This is a genomic window from Bacillus sp. J41TS8 (genome assembly GCF_018333035.1).
GTDB lineage: Bacteria > Bacillota > Bacilli > Bacillales > Bacillaceae > Bacillus > Bacillus paralicheniformis.
In genome coordinates, this window is sequence record NZ_BORF01000017.1 from 44315 (window position 1) to 64334 (window position 20020).

Annotated in this window: 20 protein-coding genes; 18 read left to right on the plus strand and 2 right to left on the minus strand. The window is 47.4% G+C overall.

Annotated elements, in window-relative coordinates:
• Positions 1 to 4: 4 nt before the first annotated feature.
• Positions 5 to 877, minus strand: coding sequence for a YitT family protein (locus KI350_RS19415; RefSeq protein ID WP_003182943.1), 873 nt, complete (start codon positions 875 to 877; stop codon positions 5 to 7).
• 137 nt (positions 878 to 1014) lie between these two features.
• On the opposite strand from KI350_RS19415, the gene KI350_RS19420 reads away from it, so the two are divergent.
• From KI350_RS19420 to KI350_RS19505, 18 genes are all read left to right on the plus strand, one after another.
• Positions 1015 to 1353, plus strand: coding sequence for a nucleotide pyrophosphohydrolase (locus KI350_RS19420; protein ID WP_003182941.1), 339 nt, complete (start codon positions 1015 to 1017; stop codon positions 1351 to 1353).
• Positions 1354 to 1365: 12 nt separating this feature from the next.
• Complete coding sequence (gene dapB, locus KI350_RS19425) at positions 1366 to 2169, plus strand: 4-hydroxy-tetrahydrodipicolinate reductase (RefSeq protein WP_003182939.1); 804 nt, start codon at positions 1366 to 1368, stop codon at positions 2167 to 2169.
• A 19-nt stretch (positions 2170 to 2188) separates the two neighbouring features.
• On the plus strand, positions 2189 to 2602 hold the full coding sequence (gene mgsA, locus KI350_RS19430; RefSeq protein ID WP_003182935.1) for a methylglyoxal synthase: 414 nt from the start codon (positions 2189 to 2191) through the stop codon (positions 2600 to 2602).
• Positions 2595 to 3296 (plus strand): bacillithiol biosynthesis deacetylase BshB1, encoded by a 702-nt coding sequence (bshB1, locus tag KI350_RS19435; RefSeq protein ID WP_003182933.1) that lies wholly within the window; start codon positions 2595 to 2597, stop codon positions 3294 to 3296. The genes mgsA and bshB1 overlap by 8 nt, the downstream gene beginning before the upstream one ends.
• Positions 3296 to 4477, plus strand: coding sequence for an N-acetyl-alpha-D-glucosaminyl L-malate synthase BshA (gene bshA / locus KI350_RS19440; RefSeq protein ID WP_009328002.1), 1182 nt, complete (start codon positions 3296 to 3298; stop codon positions 4475 to 4477). The genes bshB1 and bshA overlap by 1 nt, the downstream gene beginning before the upstream one ends.
• Positions 4437 to 5630 carry a CCA tRNA nucleotidyltransferase gene (locus KI350_RS19445; protein WP_009328003.1) on the plus strand — a complete coding sequence of 398 codons (1194 nt, stop codon included), beginning with the start codon at positions 4437 to 4439 and terminating at the stop codon, positions 5628 to 5630. The genes bshA and KI350_RS19445 overlap by 41 nt, the downstream gene beginning before the upstream one ends.
• Entirely contained in the window at positions 5615 to 6598 is a 984-nt protein-coding gene (locus KI350_RS19450) for a bifunctional biotin--[acetyl-CoA-carboxylase] synthetase/biotin operon repressor (RefSeq protein WP_009328004.1), read from the plus strand. Before KI350_RS19445 ends, KI350_RS19450 begins: the two co-directional genes overlap by 16 nt.
• 249 nt (positions 6599 to 6847) lie before the next feature.
• On the plus strand, positions 6848 to 7681 hold the full coding sequence (gene panB, locus KI350_RS19455; protein WP_003182922.1) for a 3-methyl-2-oxobutanoate hydroxymethyltransferase: 834 nt from the start codon (positions 6848 to 6850) through the stop codon (positions 7679 to 7681).
• A gap of 2 nt (positions 7682 to 7683) precedes the next feature.
• Entirely contained in the window at positions 7684 to 8550 is an 867-nt protein-coding gene (gene panC / locus KI350_RS19460) for a pantoate--beta-alanine ligase (RefSeq protein WP_003182920.1), read from the plus strand.
• The gene (gene panD / locus KI350_RS19465; protein WP_003182918.1) at positions 8550 to 8933 is read left to right on the plus strand and encodes an aspartate 1-decarboxylase; all 384 of its coding nucleotides are present in this window, start codon (positions 8550 to 8552) and stop codon (positions 8931 to 8933) included. Before panC ends, panD begins: the two co-directional genes overlap by 1 nt.
• A gap of 137 nt (positions 8934 to 9070) precedes the next feature.
• Entirely contained in the window at positions 9071 to 11863 is a 2793-nt protein-coding gene (gene dinG / locus KI350_RS19470) for an ATP-dependent DNA helicase DinG (RefSeq protein ID WP_044789892.1), read from the plus strand.
• A gap of 152 nt (positions 11864 to 12015) precedes the next feature.
• On the plus strand, positions 12016 to 12186 hold the full coding sequence (locus KI350_RS19475; RefSeq protein WP_003182913.1) for a YpmA family protein: 171 nt from the start codon (positions 12016 to 12018) through the stop codon (positions 12184 to 12186).
• Between the two features lie 9 nt (positions 12187 to 12195).
• On the plus strand, positions 12196 to 12681 hold the full coding sequence (gene tseB / locus KI350_RS19480) for a cell wall elongation/penicillin-binding protein regulator TseB (RefSeq protein WP_003182911.1): 486 nt from the start codon (positions 12196 to 12198) through the stop codon (positions 12679 to 12681).
• A gap of 21 nt (positions 12682 to 12702) precedes the next feature.
• A complete protein-coding gene (locus KI350_RS19485; RefSeq protein WP_003182909.1) occupies positions 12703 to 13887 on the plus strand; it encodes a pyridoxal phosphate-dependent aminotransferase in 1185 nt (394 codons plus the stop codon).
• A 149-nt stretch (positions 13888 to 14036) separates the two neighbouring features.
• Positions 14037 to 15329 (plus strand): asparagine--tRNA ligase, encoded by a 1293-nt coding sequence (gene asnS, locus KI350_RS19490; RefSeq protein ID WP_003182907.1) that lies wholly within the window; start codon positions 14037 to 14039, stop codon positions 15327 to 15329.
• Between the two features lie 74 nt (positions 15330 to 15403).
• Positions 15404 to 16102, plus strand: a complete 699-nt coding sequence (locus KI350_RS19495; RefSeq protein ID WP_003182905.1) for a DnaD domain-containing protein — start codon at positions 15404 to 15406, stop codon at positions 16100 to 16102.
• Between the two features lie 16 nt (positions 16103 to 16118).
• Positions 16119 to 16781, plus strand: a complete 663-nt coding sequence (nth, locus tag KI350_RS19500) for an endonuclease III (RefSeq protein ID WP_212930575.1) — start codon at positions 16119 to 16121, stop codon at positions 16779 to 16781.
• Positions 16778 to 17281 carry a YpoC family protein gene (locus KI350_RS19505; protein WP_003182901.1) on the plus strand — a complete coding sequence of 168 codons (504 nt, stop codon included), beginning with the start codon at positions 16778 to 16780 and terminating at the stop codon, positions 17279 to 17281. Before nth ends, KI350_RS19505 begins: the two co-directional genes overlap by 4 nt.
• A gap of 20 nt (positions 17282 to 17301) precedes the next feature.
• Here KI350_RS19505 and KI350_RS19510 read toward each other — a convergent pair whose 3' ends face one another.
• Positions 17302 to 19989, minus strand: coding sequence for a penicillin-binding protein 1A (locus KI350_RS19510; protein ID WP_009328005.1), 2688 nt, complete (start codon positions 19987 to 19989; stop codon positions 17302 to 17304).
• Positions 19990 to 20020: the final 31 nt, after the last annotated feature.

A 20020-nucleotide genomic window follows, 5' to 3' on the forward strand; every position in this document is an offset into this window, starting at 1 on the left:
TCAATCAGCGGGTGATGGGATTTTTGTTCTCATCAAGCGTAAAACCCTCTCCCAGCACGTCGTGTACGTCGCTTACGGCTACAAAAGCGTGCGGGTCGACCGAAGTAATCACATTTTTCAGCTGGAAAACCTCATTTTTCGGAACGACGCAGTATAAAATGTCCCGCTCCGTCTTCGTATAAGACCCTTGACCTTTTAAAACTGTGACGCCTCTTTCCATTTCTTCAATGATTTTGCGCTGAATCTGGTCGTTCTTTTCAGAGATGATGGTGGCGCCTTTTGCGGCATAACCGCCTTCCTGCATAAAGTCGATGACCTTTGAGGCGACAAATACGGCAACAAGCGTGTACATTGCTTCCTTATAGGAAAGGTAAAAAATAAGGGATAATGTAATGACGCAGGCGTCAAACACAAACATGGCTTTGCCCATCGGCACTTGAAAATATTTGTTGATCAGCCGCACGATAATATCAACGCCGCCCGTTGTTCCGCCGTATCTGAAAATAATGCCCAATCCGGTGCCGATAAACACGCCTGCAAAAAGTGCCGCGAGCGCAAGATCGTTTTGAAGCGGCATATGAATCTGGAAGCGCTGAAAAATCCATAAAAACACCGACAGGCTGACTGTGCCGAGAATGGTGTATGAGAAGACCGTTCTGCCGAGGAGTTTCCAGCCGATGAAGAAGACCGGGATGTTCAGCACCAGATTGGATATGGAAGGATCGATATTAAACAGGAAATAAAGCAGCAGGGTAATGCCGGTAAAACCGCCTTCCGACAAGTTGTTCTGCATATTAAAATGAACGAGTCCAAAGGAAAAAACAGCGGCGCCTGCTAAAATAAACAGGACGTTCTTCATTCTGATGTCTCCGAACATAAAAAAACTCCTTTCCTTCCATAAGCTGGCGTTAATATTATAGTGTATCCGTTTTAAAACAGCAAACTCGTCTTAAACATTTGTCAAACTTATTTGAATTCGCTAACATGTAAGAGATGACAGGAGGTTTTGCCAGCATGACGAAAGAAAAAACGATGAAAGATATACAGCGTGAAGTCGACGAATATATCGGCCAGTTTAAAGAAGGCTATTTCAGTCCGCTTGCCATGATGGCCAGACTGACGGAAGAGCTTGGCGAACTGGCGAGGGAAATCAACCATCATTACGGAGAAAAACCAAAGAAAAAAACCGAATCGGAAAAAAAGATCGAAGAAGAAATCGGCGACGTATTGTTCGTTTTAGTTTGTCTTGCGAATTCGCTTCATATATCATTGGATGAAGCGCATGATATGGTCATGGAGAAGTTCAACACCCGTGATAAAGATCGCTGGACAAGAAAAGAAGAAGGAAAGTAGAGGAGAATCAAGATGCAAAAGGATACCATTAAAATCGCAATAGCAGGACCGCGCGGAAGAATGGGAAGCGAAGCGGTCAAACTTGTTGAAGATACCGCACATTTTGAACTTGTCGGTGCAATCGACCGTACATATAACCGTGAAAAGCTGTCAGATGTGATGACGTCAAGTTCAGATGCTGTCATTTACACCGACATCACGGAATGCTTTTCAGAAACGTCTCCGGATGTTCTGATTGATTTGACAACGCCGGAAATCGGCAAGCTACATACAAAAATCGCGTTGGAGCACGGCGTCCGTCCTGTTGTGGGAACGACAGGATTTTCTGAGAGCGACTTGAACGAGCTTATGGAACTGACCGATGAGAAGGGAATCGGAGCTATCATCGCGCCAAACTTCGCGCTCGGAGCCGTGCTGATGATGAAGTTTTCGCAAATGGCTGCCAACTATTTTACCGATGTTGAAATCATTGAACAGCACCATGATCAAAAACTTGACGCGCCAAGCGGAACGGCCTTGAAAACGGCGGAAATGATTTCGGCTGTTCGCGAAGCGAAAACGCAGGGGCACCCGGATGAAAAGGAAATTCTGCCGGGAGCAAGAGGCGCCGATCAAAACGGAATCCGTCTCCACAGCGTTCGTCTGCCGGGATTGATTGCCCATCAGGAAGTGATGTTCGGCGGAGACGGCCAAACCCTGAAAATCCGTCACGATTCATACAATCGCGCATCTTTTATGTCTGGTGTGAAACTGGCTGTTGAACAAGTGATGAAAATCGATCAGCTTGTCTACGGCCTTGAAAATATCATAGAGTAACAAGAAGGGGGAAATCGCTTTGAAAATCGCCTTAATTGCCCATGACCGAAAAAAACAGGATATGATTCAGCTGACGACCGCTTATAAAGACATTTTAAAAAAGCATGAGCTGTTTGCGACAGGAACGACCGGTTTAAAAATCACTGAAGCGACAGGGCTGCCCGTCGTGCGCTTTCAATCGGGGCCGCTTGGCGGTGACCAGCAGATCGGCGCTTTGATCGCGAAAAATGACATCGATCTTGTGATTTTTCTGAGAGACCCGCTGACGGCCCAGCCGCACGAACCTGACGTGTCAGCGCTTATCCGCTTGTCTGACGTTTATGCCATTCCGCTCGCCACCAACATGGGAACTGCGGAAATCTTGATCCGTTCTGTCGAGGAAGGCGCGTTTGAGTTCAGAAACATTGTCCACGGCAGGGATCGCGATGCTTGATATACTTGCTTTCGGTGCACACAGCGATGATGTAGAAATCGGCATGGGAGGAACCATTGCCAAATATACTAAAAAAGGCTTTCAAATTGGAATCTGCGATTTAACCCAGGCTGAACTGTCTTCAAACGGAACAGTCGAAACGAGAAAAAGCGAAGCGGCGCTGGCGGCCGAAATTCTCGGCGCCAGTCCGCGGATTTCCCTCACGCTGCCGGACAGGGGGCTGTTTCCCAGCCAGGCGGCGATCAGGGACGTTGTTGCCGTCATTCGGAAACATAAACCGAAGCTTGTCTTTGTCCCTTATCCAAAGGACCGGCATCCCGATCACGGGCACGCAGCGGAAATCGTCGAAGAAGCGGTCTTTTCCGCTGGTATACATAAATACGAAGATGCAGAAAAACAGCCGGCCCATAAAGTCCAAAACGTGTACTACTATATGATCAACGGTTTTCACAAACCTGAGTTTGTCATCGACATTTCTGAAACGATCAATCAAAAAAAGGATGGCCTTGCTGCTTATCAGAGCCAGTTCACCCGTTCCCGGCAGTCGGTTGAAACACCGCTGACAAACGGATATATTGAAACGGTCGAAGCCAGGGAAAAGCTTTTGGGAAAAGAGGTCGGCGTCGCATACGCGGAAGGGTTTTTTTCAAAGCGGACTCTTCTGTTAAACAACGATTTATTTGGGGGCGGATGATGAAACAGTTAAAAATCGGAATCACATGTTATCCGAGTGTCGGCGGATCAGGAATTATCGCCACCGAGCTCGGCAAGCTGCTTGCGGAAAAAGGACATGAAATTCATTTTATTACATCAAGTGTTCCGTACAGGCTCAATAAAGTGTATTCCAACATCTATTTTCACGAAGTCGAAGTCAATCAATATGCCGTTTTTAAGTACCCGCCGTATGATTTGGCTTTGGCCAGCAAAATGGCGGAGGTGGCAAAGCGGGAACAGCTTGATGTTCTGCATGCCCACTACGCGGTGCCTCACGCGATTTCCGCTTTTTTAGCGAAGCAAATGCTGAACGGAAACATTAAAACGGTCACAACGCTGCACGGCACAGATATAACCGTGCTCGGCTATGATCCGTCTTTAAAAGACCTGATCAAGTTTGCGATCGAATCGTCTGACCGCGTTACCGCGGTTTCTTCGGCTCTTGCCGCGCAAACGTATGATTTGATCAAACCGAACAAAAAAATTGAAACGATCTATAATTTTGTGGATGAGCGCGTGTATTTAAAAAAACAGGAGCATCATTCGCTGAAAGAGCAGTACGGCATTGCACCTGATGAAAAAGTGATCATCCACGTATCCAATTTCAGACAGGTGAAGCGCGTACAGGATGTCATCCATGTATTCAGCCGCATTGTCAAACAAATGAAATCGAAGCTGATTCTCGTCGGCGACGGGCCGGAAATGACCGTGATCTGCCAGCTTGTCAGACAGCTCGGATTAAAAGACGACGTTCTTTTCCTTGGCAAACAAGACAGCGTAGAAGAGCTTTACGCCATCAGCGATTTAAAGCTGCTTTTGTCCGAGAAGGAAAGCTTCGGTTTAGTGCTGCTTGAAGCGATGGCCTGCGGCGTTCCGTGCATCGGCACAAATATCGGGGGGATTCCCGAGGTGATCAAAAACGGAGTATCCGGTTACTTGGTCGATGTCGGAGATATTGAAGGTGCAGCTAGTAAGGCGCTTCATTTACTGACTGATGAAAGCCTGCAGCGCCAGTTTGCGGAAGCGGCGCTGCAAAGCATCAAGGAACGCTTTTCTTCCAACAAAATCATCGCGCAATATGAAGAAATTTATCAACAATTAACAGACTGGGAGTGTGACAATGGAGGATCTCTTTTTGAAGGCTCTTCCTCTCCTTCGTGAGCTGAAAAAACACGGCTGGCAGGCCTACTTTGTAGGCGGAGCCGTCAGGGATGCCCAAATGAACAGAGATGTCGGCGATATTGATATCGCTACAGATGCATCCCCGGAAGAAATCGAAGCCATTTTTCCGAAAACCGTTGATGTCGGAAAGGAACACGGAACCATCATCGTCCTCTTTGAGGGAGAATCCTACGAGGTGACGACCTTTCGCGCAGAGCTTGAATATGAGGATTACAGAAGGCCGAGCGGCGTTCAGTTTATCAAATCGCTGAAGGAAGACCTGAAGAGGCGGGATCTGACGATTAATGCGATGGCGATGGATGAAGAAGGCAGACTGATCGACTATTTCGGCGGGCTCCGCGACATACGGGAAAGATTGATTCAAACGGTCGGCGACCCGGCGGAGCGTTTTCACGAAGATGCGCTTCGCATGCTGCGGGCGCTCCGTTTTATGAGTCAGCTCGAGTTTGAGCTTTCTCCAAATACAAAAAAAGCGATTTGCGAAAACCGTCCGCTCCTGGCCCATATTTCTACAGAGCGGAAAACGGTTGAATTCGAAAAACTTTTAAAAGGAAAAGCAGCAGGCCGGGCTCTGGAAGCAGCGGCTGAAACAGGGCTTTACAAGGAGCTTCCGGGGCTGGACGGCAAAAAGGAGCGCGTTCTGGCTGCCCGAGCTTTTCCTTTTTATCAACTTCAAAAAAGTGCCGATATATGGGCGGCTTTCATTCACATGATATCGATCAATCCCGCTGAAGCGCACCGGTTTTTAAAAGGGTGGAAGCTTCCGGGGAAAGTCATCAGACAGGCGCTCCATACGGCTGAACGGATCGATCAAAAATGGGATGCCGTCTCGATGTATGAGGCGGGGGAAGAGACGCTGCTGGCCGCATCTGCCATTCGCAGCTTGAGGGACAAGCAGGCAATCGATGAAGAGCAGCTGGCTGAAATCAGACAGTCGTACCAGGCGCTTCCGATTAAAAGCCTGAAAGACCTGGCGGTATCTGGAAGCGATCTGCTGAATTTCAGAAAGAAGCCGGCCGGAAAATGGGTGTCCGATGATTTGAAACGGATTGAGCGGGCCGTGTTAAACGGGGAGCTTGCCAATCAAAAAAAAGCCATAGAGGAGTGGCTGGATTCATGCAGTCAAATTTAAGAAAGAAACTCATTCAATTGTTTACCGAGGCAGACGGCGAATTCATTTCTGGCCAGAAAATCAGCGAAGAGCTCGGATGCTCAAGAACCGCCGTTTGGAAGCATATCGAAGATCTGAGAAAATCGGGATATGAACTTGAAGCGGTCCGAAAGCTCGGCTATAAAATGATAAAAAAACCCGACAAGATCACTGAAGATGAAATCAGGCTCGGGTTAAAAACGAAAAAAATGGGACAGACGATCCATTTTCAGGATGTCGTTTCATCAACTCAAAAAATCGCCCACGAACTTGCAAACAACGGTGCGCCCGAAGGAACGATCATCGTTGCCGACAAGCAGACTGAAGGAAGAGGAAGAATGGCGAGAGCATGGCATTCCCCGGAAGGAAACGGCATTTGGATGAGCATCATTTTAAGGCCTGAAATTCCCGTGCAAAAAACGCCGCAGCTGACGCTTTTAGCCGCTGTAGCGATCGTTCAGGCAATCGAAGAGCAAACCGGCATCGCAGCCGAAATTAAATGGCCGAACGATATTTTGATCAACGGCAAAAAAGTGGTCGGGATCTTAACGGAACTGCAGGCGGAAGCTGATCAGGTCCATTCCGTTATTGTCGGAACGGGGATCAACGTCAATCAGCTTGCAGCCGACTTTCCGGAGGAATTACAAGAAACAGCGACAAGCCTTCGTCTCGCAAGCGGTGAAAAAATCGACAGAGCGGCTTTGGTCCAAACAATAATGTCGACGTTTGAAAAAAGGTATGAAGACTATCTCGCCTACGGTTTTGAACCGATCAAGCTTTTGTGGGAAAGCTATGCTTTGACCCTGAACCGCGAATTGACGGCCCGGACGCTGAACGGAACGTTTCACGGCAAAGCGCTCGGAATCGACGAAGAAGGCGTATTGATCCTGGAAACGAGTGACGGCATCAAAAAAATATACTCCGCTGATATCGATATTAATCCGTCATAGTTGGAACGATCCATGCGTTTTTGGTATACTTCGGATGGGCAGTATCCTCTGGGAACTGCACCTGGAAAGCATGCAACTTATAAAAAAACAGTCTGCCTTGATCCAAAAAGGACTGGGACAGAGGGATGATTCTTGCCGAACACGGACGATACGAAATCCTTCTCCTTGCCGGAAGGTTTTTTTGCTGTCCGAAAAGATGCAGATGCAAGCACGGCAGCTCATCTCCTCTGAAAAAGAGGAGGAGAAAACATGAAGACAAAAACTGACTTTCTAAAAATGAAACAAGAGGGAGAGCCGATCGTCATGCTGACTGCCTACGATTATCCGGCGGCAAAGCTTGCCGAACAGGCCGGCGTCGATATGATCCTTGTCGGCGATTCACTCGGCATGGTTGTACTCGGCCTTGACTCGACCGTATCTGTTACGGTTGCTGATATGATCCACCATACAAAAGCTGTCAAACGCGGGGCAAAAGATACGTTTGTTGTGACGGATATGCCTTTTATGTCATATCACTGCTCTTTGGAAAGCGCTCTGAAAAATGCCGCGGCGATCGTTCAAGAAAGCGGGGCAGATGCTTTGAAGCTTGAAGGCGGCGACGGTGTGTTTGAGACGATCACGGCTTTAACACGCGGCGGAATACCTGTTGTCAGCCATTTAGGCTTGACTCCTCAATCCGTCGGTGTTTTGGGAGGCTATAAAGTTCAAGGGAAAGATGAAGAAAGCGCCGGCAAGCTGATTGAAGACAGCAGGCGCTGTGAAGAAGCAGGCGCGATGGCGCTCGTTCTGGAATGCGTCCCGGCAGCGCTCGCTGAACGGATTTCAAAGGAGCTCACAATTCCTGTCATCGGCATTGGAGCAGGTGCTGGCACGGACGGACAGGTTCTCGTTTACCACGATGTTGTCGGACACGGAGTAAGCCGGACGCCTAAATTTGTCAAGCAGTATGCACAAATCGACCAGCCGCTTGAACAAGCGCTTCGGGGATATGTTGAGGATGTCAGAAGCCGCGTGTTTCCTGAAGATGCTCATTCGTTCCGTATCGATCAGCAAGTTCTTGAAGGATTATACGGAGGGAAATAGGCATGATTCAGATCTATACAGCAAAAGATATACAAAACTTAACGAAAAATTACCGCAAGGAAGGCAAAACCATCGGTTTTGTGCCGACAATGGGCTTCCTTCATGAAGGTCATATGTCGCTAGTAGAAAAAGCGCGAAAAGACAACGATATTGTCGTGATGAGCATTTTTGTCAATCCTATGCAGTTCGGTCCGGGAGAAGACTATGAAGCGTATCCGAGAGATATTGAAAGAGACCGTCAGCTTGCGGCCGGCTCAGGAGTGGACGTCTTGTTCACTCCTGAGCCTGAAGAAATGTACGGCCAGGAGCCGACGGTTACCGCAAGCGTGAAAAAGCGGACGGATGTCCTTTGCGGCCGTTCAAGAGAAGGGCATTTCGACGGTGTCGCAACAGTGCTCACAAAGCTGTTCAATCTCACGTCTCCGACAAGGGTTTATTTCGGCATGAAGGATGCCCAGCAGGTTGCCGTCGTCGACGGGCTGATCAACGACTTTTTCATGGATATCGAGCTGATCCCTGTCGAAACAAAACGGGAAGAAGACGGGCTTGCCAAAAGCTCAAGAAATGTCAATCTGCGAGCTGAAGAACGGCAGGAAGCAACCGCTCTTTACCGAGCTCTTCAGCGCGGCGCCGAGCTGATCCGCAATGGAGAGAGAGACCCGGAGGCAGTTAAGCGGGAGATTCGGAGCATTCTGGAAAAAACGAGTGGTGTTATTGATTATGCCGATATTTATTCATATCCCGATCTGGAGATCAGGGATCCATTGACTGGAAAAGTCATCATAGCGGTTGCCGTTCAGTTTTCCAAAGCCCGCTTAATTGACAATATCATCGTCGATATCCCGGCAGATCAAAAGGAGGATTTGTGATGTACCGTACGTTAATGAGCGCAAAACTTCACAGAGCGAGAGTGACGGAAGCCAATTTGAACTACGTCGGCAGCGTGACAATTGATGAAGATTTGCTGGATGCTGTCGGAATGATGGCAAATGAAAAAGTGCAAATTGTGAATAATAATAACGGGGCCCGGCTGGAAACGTACATTATTCCCGGTGAAAGGGGCAGCGGCGTCGTTTGTTTAAACGGAGCTGCCGCCCGCCTTGTCCAGGTTGGAGATGTCGTCATCATCGTGTCTTATGCGATGATGTCTGAAGAGGAAGCAAAGACCCATAAGCCGAAGGTTGCCGTTTTGAACGAGAGAAACGAAATCGAGGAAATGCTGGGTCAGGAGCCAGCCCGTACCATTCTGTAGCCCCCTTGCCTTTAGGGGGCTTTCATATCGTTTGGAAAGAGCGAAAGAGAAGAAGCCGGTTTTGAAGCTTTTCCCCCGCGCCTTTTTAAAACGTGTTACACTTTTGTCGAAGGTATCGAAATTGAGGTGTCCATTGAATGAACAATCAACGATATGTGGTCATTGATGTGGAAACGACAGGGAATTCGCCGAAAAAAGGCGACAGAATCATTCAAATTGCAGCGGTTGTGATTGAAAATGGACAGATAACCGAACGTTTCTCCAAATATGTGAATCCCAATCAGCCGATTCCCGCTTTTATTGAGCAGCTGACGGGCATTTCGAATGAAATGGTTGAAAATGAAGAACCATTTTCGGCGATTGCCGAAGATATTTTTGAGCTGCTTCATGACAGCTGTTTTATCGCTCATAACATTCATTTTGATCTTGCTTTTGTCAAGCATGAGCTGCAGCTGGCCGGCTTTGGTGAGATTGAATGCAGCGTTCTCGATACGGTGGAGCTTTCGAGAATCGTCTTTCCGGGTTTTGACGGCTATAAATTGACAGAGCTGAGCGAAGAGCTTCAGATTCGCCATGAAAACCCGCACAGGGCTGACAGCGATGCGGAAGTGACCGCTTTGATCTTTTTACATATGATGGACAGACTGAAAAGGCTGCCGATTCCCGTTTTGAAATCTATCAGACGTCTATCCTGGCATTTGATCAGCGACGCGCAGGAGCTTTTTGACGGCTTGATTGCTGAAAAAGGCGCCGATGCTGAACTTGAGGCCGGCTTTACGAAGGTCGGTTCTTTTGTGATCAGGACTCCTGAAGTCGAGGATGAAGAGGCCGGCCATAAGAGCCGGGTTCCGCAGACAGAGCCGCTCATTTGGGAAAGAGACGGCGGGCTTTCTTCATTGGACGACCGGTTTGACAAGAGAGAAGGTCAGACAAAAATGATGCGGGAGGTCTGGACCGCTTTTCAAAATCATGAGCATGCGTTAATAGAAGCCGCTACTGGAATCGGAAAATCGCTCGGATATCTCGTGCCGGCTGCAATTCACGCCAAGCAAACAGGCAAACCGGTCGTGATCAGCACATATACGACATTGCTTCAGCAGCAAATGATAAACCGCGATATCCCGCTTTTGGAAAAGATTTTTCCATTTCCGGTAAAAGCCGCGGTTTTAAAGGGCCGCTCCCATTACTTATCCATTCGCAAGTTCAAGCATATTTTACAGGAAGATGATGACAATTATGATAGCGTCCTAGCAAAAGCGCAGATTCTCGTCTGGCTGACAGACACGGAAACGGGCGATTTATCCGAAATTAATCTCCCGTCAGGCGGAAAGCTTTTATGGGACAGACTGGCATATGATTCGCATTCATATGCAGAAAGCAGCAACATGAGGAAATTGTGTTTTTATGAAAGAGCCAAAGCGAGGGCCCAGAAGGCTGATATGATCATTACCAATCATGCGCTTCTGTTGACTGACGAAACCAATCAGCGAATCCATACCGGAGATGCCGATATGTTCATTATTGATGAAGCCCATCATTTTGAGCGCGCGGCGGGCGAGCAGTATGGAGCTAGAGCAGACTATGTCTTTCTCCACAAAAGATTGATGAGGCTCGGCACCCTCAAGCAGAGGGGTATTTTGAAAAAAGCCGAACGGCTCTACCGGTCGGCAGGCATTTCATCAGAATCCTTTTTCCAAATGGACGAATGGCTCGCTCAGCTTCTTGAAGAAAGCGATCTATTCTTTACGGCTGTTCATTCTTTTGTCAAGAGGAGGAAACCAAGAAACGATCTAAACCGTCTCTTATATAAGATCGGCGAAACCGGTGAAGGCAGAGCATGGAGCAGGCTTGAAGAAGGCGCACGAAGACTGTGTTCCATGCTGTATGACATGCATCGGCTGTTTATGGATCAAAAGAAAAGCCTCGCTGAAAAACAGGCTTCTTTCACAAGCCGTCAGGCGTTTTTGTTAGAGGAATACGATTCGTGCATGAACGACCTTGAAGAATATCGAAAGACGCTCGGCCGCTTGATGTTTGACCCTGTTGAAGATGAGGTCGTCTGGATTGAAATTGACGCGAAGGGCGCAAAAAACGCCGCTGCTATTTACGCTCAGCCGCTTGATACAAGCGAAATTCTGGCCGACCGGTTTTTCACCGAGAAAAAAAGCGTTGTCCTCACATCGGGGACGCTTGTCGTCGAGAACTCTTTTGACTATATGATCAAAAAGCTTGGTTTAAGCGATTTCTATCCGAGGACCTTGCAAATCGAGTCGCCTTTTTCTTATGATAAACATATGAATATCATGATTCCGACGGATGTCAGCCCGATTCAAAACGATCCGGGAGACTATATTCAGGATGTCTCGCGTTACGTCAAGGCGCTTGCAAAACAGAAAGATGCCAAAGTGCTCGTCCTGTTTACGTCTCATGATATGCTGCGAGACGTCTACCATACATTGAAAAATGAGGAAGACTTTCCTTGTCAGCTCCTTGCACAGGGGATTTCCGGCGGAAGTCCCGTTAAGGTCATGAAGTTGTTTAAATCGTATCCTCATGCGGTTCTTCTCGGAACGAACCATTTTTGGGAGGGCGTTGACTTTCCGGGTGATGAGCTGACGACGCTGATCATCGCAAGGCTTCCGTTCAGACCGCCTGACCATCCGGTTGAATCAGCAAAGTGCGACCGGGCAAAGAGAAGGGGAGAAAGTCCGTTTCAAGCGGTATCTCTGCCGGAAGCTGTCCTGGCCTTCAGGCAGGGAATCGGCAGGCTGCTCCGCTCAGAGAAAGACAGCGGAACGGTCGTTATTCTTGACCGCCGCATCCGAACCTCTTCCTACGGCACGGTGTTTATGAAGGCTCTGCCCCCTGCAAAAGTCATGGAGCCTACTTTCCTTGAGCTTGAAGCCTACATAGCCGGGAAAAACGGCTAAAAGCCGCATAAAGCGGCTCTTAAATGGTGTGGATTAAGGTTTTATTTTTTAGGCTGTTTATTTAAACGGATATCCCGTTGTAACAACTAGTATGGCTTTTGCTACAAAGAGTATGAATTACAATTATTGTTTCGTTCGGAGGTATTTGAAAAATGGAAAACAAAATCGAAATTCTATCTACTGTAAGCGTCGAGCACTCAGAAGACCTGTATAAAATCGTTGATCTTTTGAACCGTACGCTCAAACGCGATGATCTCATGTTCGGCCTCGCTCTCGATGAAGAAGACCAAAAACAGGCCATTTTTACGATTTATCGTACTTAGGAGCAGAAAATGGGCAAAAAAACATTAATTTTCATACTGATATTTGGTATTATCTTTTTAACAGCACTTCTTGCGGGAGCGAATGTCTACCGTACGGCAATGGATCAGAAAGAAAACGGCCACGAGCAGGCTGCCGAAACAGCCAGGCAGGAAGCCGGCTTAAAACAAGTTGACAGCGTGGAGACGTTTGTCGGTAAAGAAAAGCAGTACATTGTTACAGGGGCAGACAAAAAAGGCGACAAAATGTATGTTTGGGTGCCTGCTGACAAAAAGCAGAAAACGCTTTACAAAAAAGCATCAGCCGGCATTACCGGCCGCCAGGCTGCAAAAGCTGTTCAGGATGAGGGCCTGATGTCTGAGCTTAAAGAGGTGCACCTTGCAAGGGAAGGCAATGTTCTATTGTGGGAAGTTACATACTTAAATAAAGATGGGCAGTACAGTTTAAGCTATGTGGACTTTATAAACGGAAAAATTCACAAAAATATTACGCCTTAGACGAAACAGGGGGAAATCGAGTTGAATCTAGCTAAAAGAGTATCAGCGTTAACACCATCTGCAACATTGGCAATCACTGCAAAAGCAAAAGAATTAAAAGCGGCAGGGCACGACGTCATCGGTCTTGGGGCAGGTGAGCCGGATTTTAATACGCCTGAGCACATCATTGAAGCGGCTGTCCGTTCGATGAACGAAGGACATACCAAATACACGCCTTCCGGCGGTCTTGCGGCGCTGAAAGACAGCATCCGCGATAAATTCAAGCGCGATCAGGGAATTGAATACAGCCAATCGGAAGTTATTGTGTGCACAGGTGCAAAGCATGCTCTTTACACCCTATTTCAAGTGCTCCTCGACGAAGGGGACGAAGTGATTATTCCGACTCCGTACTGGGTCAGCTATCCTGAACAAGTCAAGCTTGCAGGCGGCAAACCTGTGTTTGTGGAAGGCCTTGAGGAAAACAGCTTCAAGATTTCTCCGGAGCAGCTCGAAAAAGCCGTCACAGAAAAAACGAAGGCTGTGATCATCAATTCCCCAAGCAATCCGACAGGGATGATGTATACGGAAGAAGAGCTCAAAGCTCTCGGTGAAGTATGCCTTCGACGCAACGTTTTAATCGTATCTGATGAAATATATGAAAAGCTGATTTACGGCGGAAAAAAACATGTATCCATTGCACAGCTTTCTCCAGAACTTAAAAACCAAACCGTGATCATCAACGGGGTTTCCAAGTCACACAGCATGACCGGCTGGAGAATCGGTTATGCAGCAGGCAGCGAACCGATCATTAAAGCGATGACGAACCTAGCCAGCCACAGCACGTCAAATCCGACATCTGTCGCTCAATATGGAGCCATTGCCGCTTACAATGGGCCAAACGAGCCTGTTGAGGAGATGAGAAAAGCTTTTGAAGAACGGCTGAACAAGGTGTATGAACTGCTTGTTGACATTCCGGGATTAACATGCCTGAAGCCTGAAGGAGCCTTCTACTTGTTCCCGAATGCAAAAAAAGCGGCAGAATCGTGCGGCTTTTCAAGCGTTGATGAATTCGCCGAAGCGCTTTTGGAAGAAGAAAAGGTTGCGATCGTTCCTGGTTCAGGGTTCGGCGCACCGGACAACATCCGTCTGTCGTATGCGACATCCCTGTCACTTTTGGAAGAAGCGGTTGAACGCATCCGCCGCTTTGTCGTGAATCGCAGCCGCTAGAAATTAAAAAGCGTCCGCAGGCGGACGCTTTTTTCATGCACACAACCTGCATTGACCTGATCGATTTAAAAAAGGTATAATATACGTTATGGACGTCAGGAAGAATGAGGGCTTGACCGAATTCTTTCGTGTTTTGGAGGGAAACGATAGTGAAAACAACAATAAACCAAGTGTACAAGCATGTTGGTGAAGAAGTAACAATCGGCGCTTGGATCGCCAACAAACGTTCAAGCGGCAAAATTGCGTTTTTGCAGCTTAGAGACGGGACAGGCTTTATCCAAGGAGTCGTCGTCAAAGCGGAAGTGGACGAAGAAACATTTCAAACCGCTAAGTCTGTAACACAGGAAACATCATTATATGTAAAAGGCGTCGTCAAAGAAGACGAGCGTTCGCCTCTCGGCTACGAGCTTGCTGTGACGTCGCTTGAAGTCATCCATGAAGCGACAGATTATCCGATTACACCTAAAGAACACGGAACAGAATTTTTGATGGATCACAGACATTTGTGGCTCCGTTCAAAACGGCAGCATGCAACGATGAAAATCCGCAACGAGATTATTCGCGCTACATACGAATTTTTCAATAAGGAAGGCTTTGTTAAAGTCGATCCTCCGATTTTGACGGGAAGCGCACCCGAAGGAACGACAGAGCTTTTTGCGACAAAGTATTTTGACGAAGATGCCTACCTTTCGCAAAGCGGCCAGCTTTACATGGAAGCTGCTGCAATGGCTTTAGGAAAAGTCTTTTCATTCGGACCGACTTTCAGAGCTGAGAAATCAAAAACGAAGCGCCATCTGATCGAATTCTGGATGATCGAGCCGGAAATGGCTTTTGTCGAATTCAATGAAAACCTTGAAGTTCAAGAGAACTATGTCTCTTTTATCGTCCAAAGCGTGCTTGAAAACTGCAAAATAGAACTGAATACGCTCGGCAGAGACACTTCCAAGCTGGAGCTTATCAAAGCGCCTTTCCCAAGAATCACGTATGATGAAGCAATTCAGTTCTTAAAAGAGAAAGGCTTTGACGATATTGAATGGGGCGATGACTTCGGCGCTCCTCACGAAACGGCGATTGCTGAAAGCTATGACAAGCCGGTATTTATTACACACTATCCGACATCATTAAAGCCGTTTTATATGCAGCCTGCACCTGACAGGGAAGATGTCGTATTGTGCGCTGACCTGATTGCGCCTGAAGGCTACGGCGAGATTATCGGCGGATCTGAACGGATTCATGATCTCGAGCTTCTCGAAGCGCGCCTGAAAGAGCACGGTTTAGAATCGGACGCTTATCAATGGTATGCAGAGCTGAGAAAATACGGCTCAGTTCCGCATTCAGGGTTCGGACTCGGACTTGAACGGACGGTTGCCTGGATCTGCGGCTCTCCGCACGTCCGCGAAACGATTCCGTTCCCAAGACTGTTAAATCGCTTATATCCTTAAGAAAAAAGTCTCCTGATTGCAGGAGACTTTTTCACAGTCATCCATGATATACTGGAAGGTAAGAGGTGTATCGAATGAAAAAACAGCACTTTATTAAGATGCAGGATATGGGAGCTGTCACCATTCCGAATCTGCTCTTTATGAACTATCGGGAGCTTGGCTTAAACGAGACAGAATTCATGCTGCTCTTAAACATTAAAATGCATGTTGAAAGAGGTTCTTTTTTTCCGACGCCGGAGGAATTAAGCAAGACGATGTCGATTGAAACCGAAGAATGCATGAATATGCTGAGAATGTTCATTCAAAAAGGCTTCATCTATATAGAAGAATGCGAAGACCAGAACGGCATTAAATTTGAAAAATATTCGCTCGAACCTCTCTGGGGCAAGCTGTTTGAGCTTTTAGAAATGGCCGAGCAGAAAAAACTCGCCGAACAGAATGAAGGCGAACAGAAGAGCCTTTATACAATCTTTGAAGAAGAGTTTGCACGACCGCTTTCTCCGCTGGAATGCGAGACGCTCAGCATCTGGCTTGACCAGGATCATCACGATGCACAGCTGATCAAACAAGCTCTCAAAGAAGCCGTCATATCAGGAAAATTAAATTTCCGCTACATTGACCGGATTCTGTTTGAGTGGAAGAAAAACGGCGTTTCAACAGTCGAACAAGCCGTAAACTACAGCCAAAGATTCAGGCGGAAGACCGCTCCGCGGCAAAATGAGCAAAAGGAGTATACAAGACAGGTTCCTTTTTACAATTGGCTTGAACAATAAAGTGAAAGGTGAAGACATGCTAACAAAAAAACAGATCGAGTTTTGTTTAGACACAATCGGTGAAATGTTTCCGGATGCAGAGTGCGAATTAGTCCATGACAATCCGTTTGAACTTGTCATCGCTGTCGCTTTATCGGCCCAGTGCACAGACGCGCTTGTCAATAAAGTGACGAAAACGCTTTTCCAAAAATACAAAAAACCTGAAGATTATCTTGCAGTTCCGCTTGAAGAGCTGCAGCAGGACATCAAATCGATCGGCTTATACCGCAACAAAGCTAAAAATATTCAAAAGCTGTGCAAAATGCTGCTGGAAGACTACGGAGGTGAAGTGCCGAGAGACCGCGATGAGCTGGTGAAACTTCCGGGTGTCGGAAGAAAGACCGCTAATGTCGTCGTTTCCGTTGCATTCGGTGTTCCAGCCATTGCCGTCGACACCCACGTGGAAAGGGTCTCAAAAAGGCTCGGCATTTGCAGATGGAAGGATTCGGTCACGGAAGTCGAAAAGACGCTGATGAAAAAAGTGCCTGAATCAGAGTGGTCCGTCACTCATCACCGCTTGATTTTTTTCGGCCGCTATCACTGTAAGGCGCAAAGACCGAAATGCGAAGAATGCCCGTTGTTTTCTCTGTGCAGGGAAGGGCAAAAACGATATAAAAAAGGGCTGGTGAAGCTGCTGTGACAAGCGTTTCACTGTTGGACGAATACGAAAAAACGCTGCGGAAGAAAAGGCCGGAATCCGGCGAAAGGCTTGCGGTACTTTCTGAAAATCCGCTCTGCTATGATTTTTTTCAAGACGCAGGAGAGGACAAGCCTTGGGAGCATGCGGAAGAATGGGTCCCGCTTCTGTTTGCAGAATGGGAACGCACAAAAGAAAAGCTTCTGCCCGTCTTTAAAACGAGAAAATCAAGGTGCAGCCAGGATGACATGCTCAACGGGGTGTGCTGCTTGATCGCAAGCCTTCACTGGACGATGGGGGAGCCTGTCAAAAGTCTCAACTGGGAGATCATCACCCGGAAGGATTTTGGAGCAAAGCCGATGAACTGGACGGAACGGCTCGAGTTCATCCTGCTGAAACCGACGCAGTACCATTGTTTTATCCAGCTTGACGAATTGTTTACGGAAATGAAAAAGCAATTTTATAAATATGTTGCCATGAATCATAAAAAAGCCACTCACTAAATTGTGAGTGGCTTTTTTGATCAATTGGTGCCGGTTGATTGACCGTTGGAATTTGTTTGTTGATCACCTGTGTTGGCGCCTTGATCCGGGTTTTTGTTTTTGTCTTTATCTTTATCTTTATTTTGATCGTTGTCTTGATCATCGGCGTCATCATCTTTTCTGCCGTTGTTTTGGTCTGAATTTCCCGGATTTTGATTGTTTTGATCGGAATTTCCTGGATTTTGATCATTCGGCTGATTTGAATTGCCGTTATTTTGTTTGTCTTTGTCCTGATCATCATCAGCATCCTGCTTCTTCTCGTCATCGTCTTTCTTTTCATCGTCCGTTTTTGACTCATCCTCATCAGCCGCGTTGACTTTAAGCGTTACAGAAGCAGGGTCGCTTTCACCATCTTCGGTAACGGCAGTGACTTGGAATCTGTAAACGGATCCTTCTTTTGCATTCGGTATGACGGCTTCTTTCGCACTGCTGTTTTGAATTTCGCTGTATCCGCCTCCGTCAACAGACTGTTTGACTTTAAAGGATACATCACCGTCTCCGGAATATGACCATGAAAGCTTAATGCTCTTTGATGCTTCATCATACTCTGCGCTCAAACCTGACGGCTTGTCGGCATTTTCTTTTTCTTCATATTTTTTCGAAACGGTCGTCGGCTGTGTGCCTTTTACAAAGTACTCAGTGACTTTTTTATCGCTAGGCGTGTTGCTGCTGGCGAGCACCGGCGGGTTCGAGCCTTTTAGAACGGTCGCTTCAACGACGCTGTCAGGCTTTTCAAATGAGCCGCTGCCGTTGTCCACCTTGGCAATCAGTTTTTTGAATAGGAGCTTGGCGACTTGCTGTTCGCTCTGGCTCAGCGAATTAAAGCCTTCTTTACCGGTCCAGACCGCTGCGGTATATTGCGGCGTATAGCCGACGAACCATGAATCTCTCGCTCCGTTTCGATTTATGCCGTGTTTTCTAATGTCGTCCTCGGTAAAGTTCGTCGTACCCGTTTTACCTGCTACAGTGACGCCGGGGACTTGAGCCGCTGTTCCTGTTCCTCGCTGAACAGCGCTTTTCAGCATATCCGTTATCATAAATGCGGTATAATCGCTCATGGCAGCCTTTGATTCAGGCGTCAAATCAAGCTTAGTGCCGTCATTGAATTCCACCGCGGTAACAGTATGCGGCTCATTGTAGTAGCCGTTGTTGCCGAAGGCGCTGTACGCTCCGGCCATTTGCAGAGGCGACACACCATTTCCGAAGCCGCCGATTGCATAAGCTTCCACTAAGTCATCTGAATTTATGTTAAGGCCAAGGTTGCCTGCAAATTTTACAATATTGTCTTTGCCGGCTGCCTGGAACGCTTTTAAAGCCGGGATGTTTCGAGAATCGACCAGCGCCTCTCTCATCGATATCCAGCCTCTGTAGCTTCTGTCATAGTTGTTAATCGGATCTCCAGTTGAATACGTGTATGCTTCATCTTTAATCTGTTCATACGTCGACCATTTCTTGTTCTCAATGACAGGGCCGTAGTCAAGGATTGGCTTAATCGTTGAACCGGGTTGACGTTTAGTATCTACTGCATAGTTAAAGTCGCCTGCTTTCCGGTCGCGTCCGCCGCCGAGCGCGCGGATCTCTCCGGTTTTCGTATCGAGCAGGGTGAGGCCGGCCTGCATTTTTTCGGTATACTGAATAGAATCGCCGTCCATCAGCTCATCCACATAATCCTGTGCGTCTGTATCAATCGTCGTGTAAATCTTCAGTCCGTCCGTTCCCGGAGTGACGTTCGCTTTTTCTTTCACTTCGGCGACGGCCTGCTCGATAAACGCGCTGTATTTGTTGGACGTTGTTTTTGCGTACTCTTTCGGAGATACAAGGCCTTTTGTGACGGCTACTTTTTTCGCTTTGTTGTACTCTGCGTCAGAGATAAAGCCGTGTTTATTCATCAGGCTCAGCACGACATTGCGCCGTTTCTCGGCTTTTTCCGGATGTTTGATCGGGTTGTAGTTATTCGGGCTTTGCGGCATGCCGGCAAGCGTTGCGGCCTGCTCGACCGTTAAGTCGTTTAGATCTGTAACCCCGTAGAACTGCTCAGCCGCTTTTCCGACACCGTAGGCCTGCGGCGAGAAGTAAATCCGATTTAAATACATTTCAAGAATTTCGTCTTTTGAGTATTTTCTTTCCAGCTGGAAAGACAGCCAGACTTCCTGGACTTTCCGTTTCAGCGTTTTTTCATGTGACAGAAGGGAGTTTTTGACGACCTGCTGTGTGATCGTACTTCCGCCTTCAGAACCAAATCCGCCTTCGAAGTTTGCCAGAAGCGCTCCTCCGATCCGGATCGGGTCGACGCCGTGGTGGTCATAGAAACGGGCGTCTTCCGTTGCAAGAAATGCGTTTTTGACGGAATCCGGGATGTCTTTAATCGACACGTACGTCCGTTTTTCCGAACCGATTTCGGCGATTTCTTTTCCGTTTTTGTCATAGATGGTAGAAGAGTACGGTGTCTTCAGTTTTGCTTCATCAAGGGACGGCGAGTCCGCTACCATCACCGCAAAAGTGACGCCCCCGGCAATCAAGCCGATAACACCGATGATTAAAATGGATAAAAGAATTTTCTTAAACAATCCTGCTTTTTTCTTTTTCTTGGGTTTAGAATGAGTATTAGACCTGCTTTTGCCCTGCTGGGCTTTTCGCCGTTCCTGGCGGCTGTTAAATTGATCTGACATAACATCTCAACCTTTCGTAGTTAAACCTTTC

What these genes read in the sequence shown, in the direction of transcription:
- KI350_RS19475 (WP_003182913.1), top strand. Translation starts at nt 12,016, where the DNA reads ATGGAAAACAAAATCGAAATTCTATCTACTGTAAGCGTCGAGCACTCA.
- panC (WP_003182920.1), top strand. Translation starts at nt 7,684, where the DNA reads ATGATTCAGATCTATACAGCAAAAGATATACAAAACTTAACGAAAAAT.
- KI350_RS19510 (WP_009328005.1), bottom strand. Translation starts at nt 19,989, where the DNA reads ATGTCAGATCAATTTAACAGCCGCCAGGAACGGCGAAAAGCCCAGCAG.
- panB (WP_003182922.1), top strand. Translation starts at nt 6,848, where the DNA reads ATGAAGACAAAAACTGACTTTCTAAAAATGAAACAAGAGGGAGAGCCG.
- bshB1 (WP_003182933.1), top strand. Translation starts at nt 2,595, where the DNA reads ATGCTTGATATACTTGCTTTCGGTGCACACAGCGATGATGTAGAAATC.
- tseB (WP_003182911.1), top strand. Translation starts at nt 12,196, where the DNA reads ATGGGCAAAAAAACATTAATTTTCATACTGATATTTGGTATTATCTTT.
- KI350_RS19415 (WP_003182943.1), bottom strand. Translation starts at nt 877, where the DNA reads ATGTTCGGAGACATCAGAATGAAGAACGTCCTGTTTATTTTAGCAGGC.
- bshA (WP_009328002.1), top strand. Translation starts at nt 3,296, where the DNA reads ATGAAACAGTTAAAAATCGGAATCACATGTTATCCGAGTGTCGGCGGA.
- panD (WP_003182918.1), top strand. Translation starts at nt 8,550, where the DNA reads ATGTACCGTACGTTAATGAGCGCAAAACTTCACAGAGCGAGAGTGACG.
- KI350_RS19495 (WP_003182905.1), top strand. Translation starts at nt 15,404, where the DNA reads ATGAAAAAACAGCACTTTATTAAGATGCAGGATATGGGAGCTGTCACC.
- KI350_RS19450 (WP_009328004.1), top strand. Translation starts at nt 5,615, where the DNA reads ATGCAGTCAAATTTAAGAAAGAAACTCATTCAATTGTTTACCGAGGCA.
- nth (WP_212930575.1), top strand. Translation starts at nt 16,119, where the DNA reads ATGCTAACAAAAAAACAGATCGAGTTTTGTTTAGACACAATCGGTGAA.
- dapB (WP_003182939.1), top strand. Translation starts at nt 1,366, where the DNA reads ATGCAAAAGGATACCATTAAAATCGCAATAGCAGGACCGCGCGGAAGA.
- KI350_RS19445 (WP_009328003.1), top strand. Translation starts at nt 4,437, where the DNA reads ATGGAGGATCTCTTTTTGAAGGCTCTTCCTCTCCTTCGTGAGCTGAAA.
- KI350_RS19420 (WP_003182941.1), top strand. Translation starts at nt 1,015, where the DNA reads ATGACGAAAGAAAAAACGATGAAAGATATACAGCGTGAAGTCGACGAA.
- dinG (WP_044789892.1), top strand. Translation starts at nt 9,071, where the DNA reads ATGAACAATCAACGATATGTGGTCATTGATGTGGAAACGACAGGGAAT.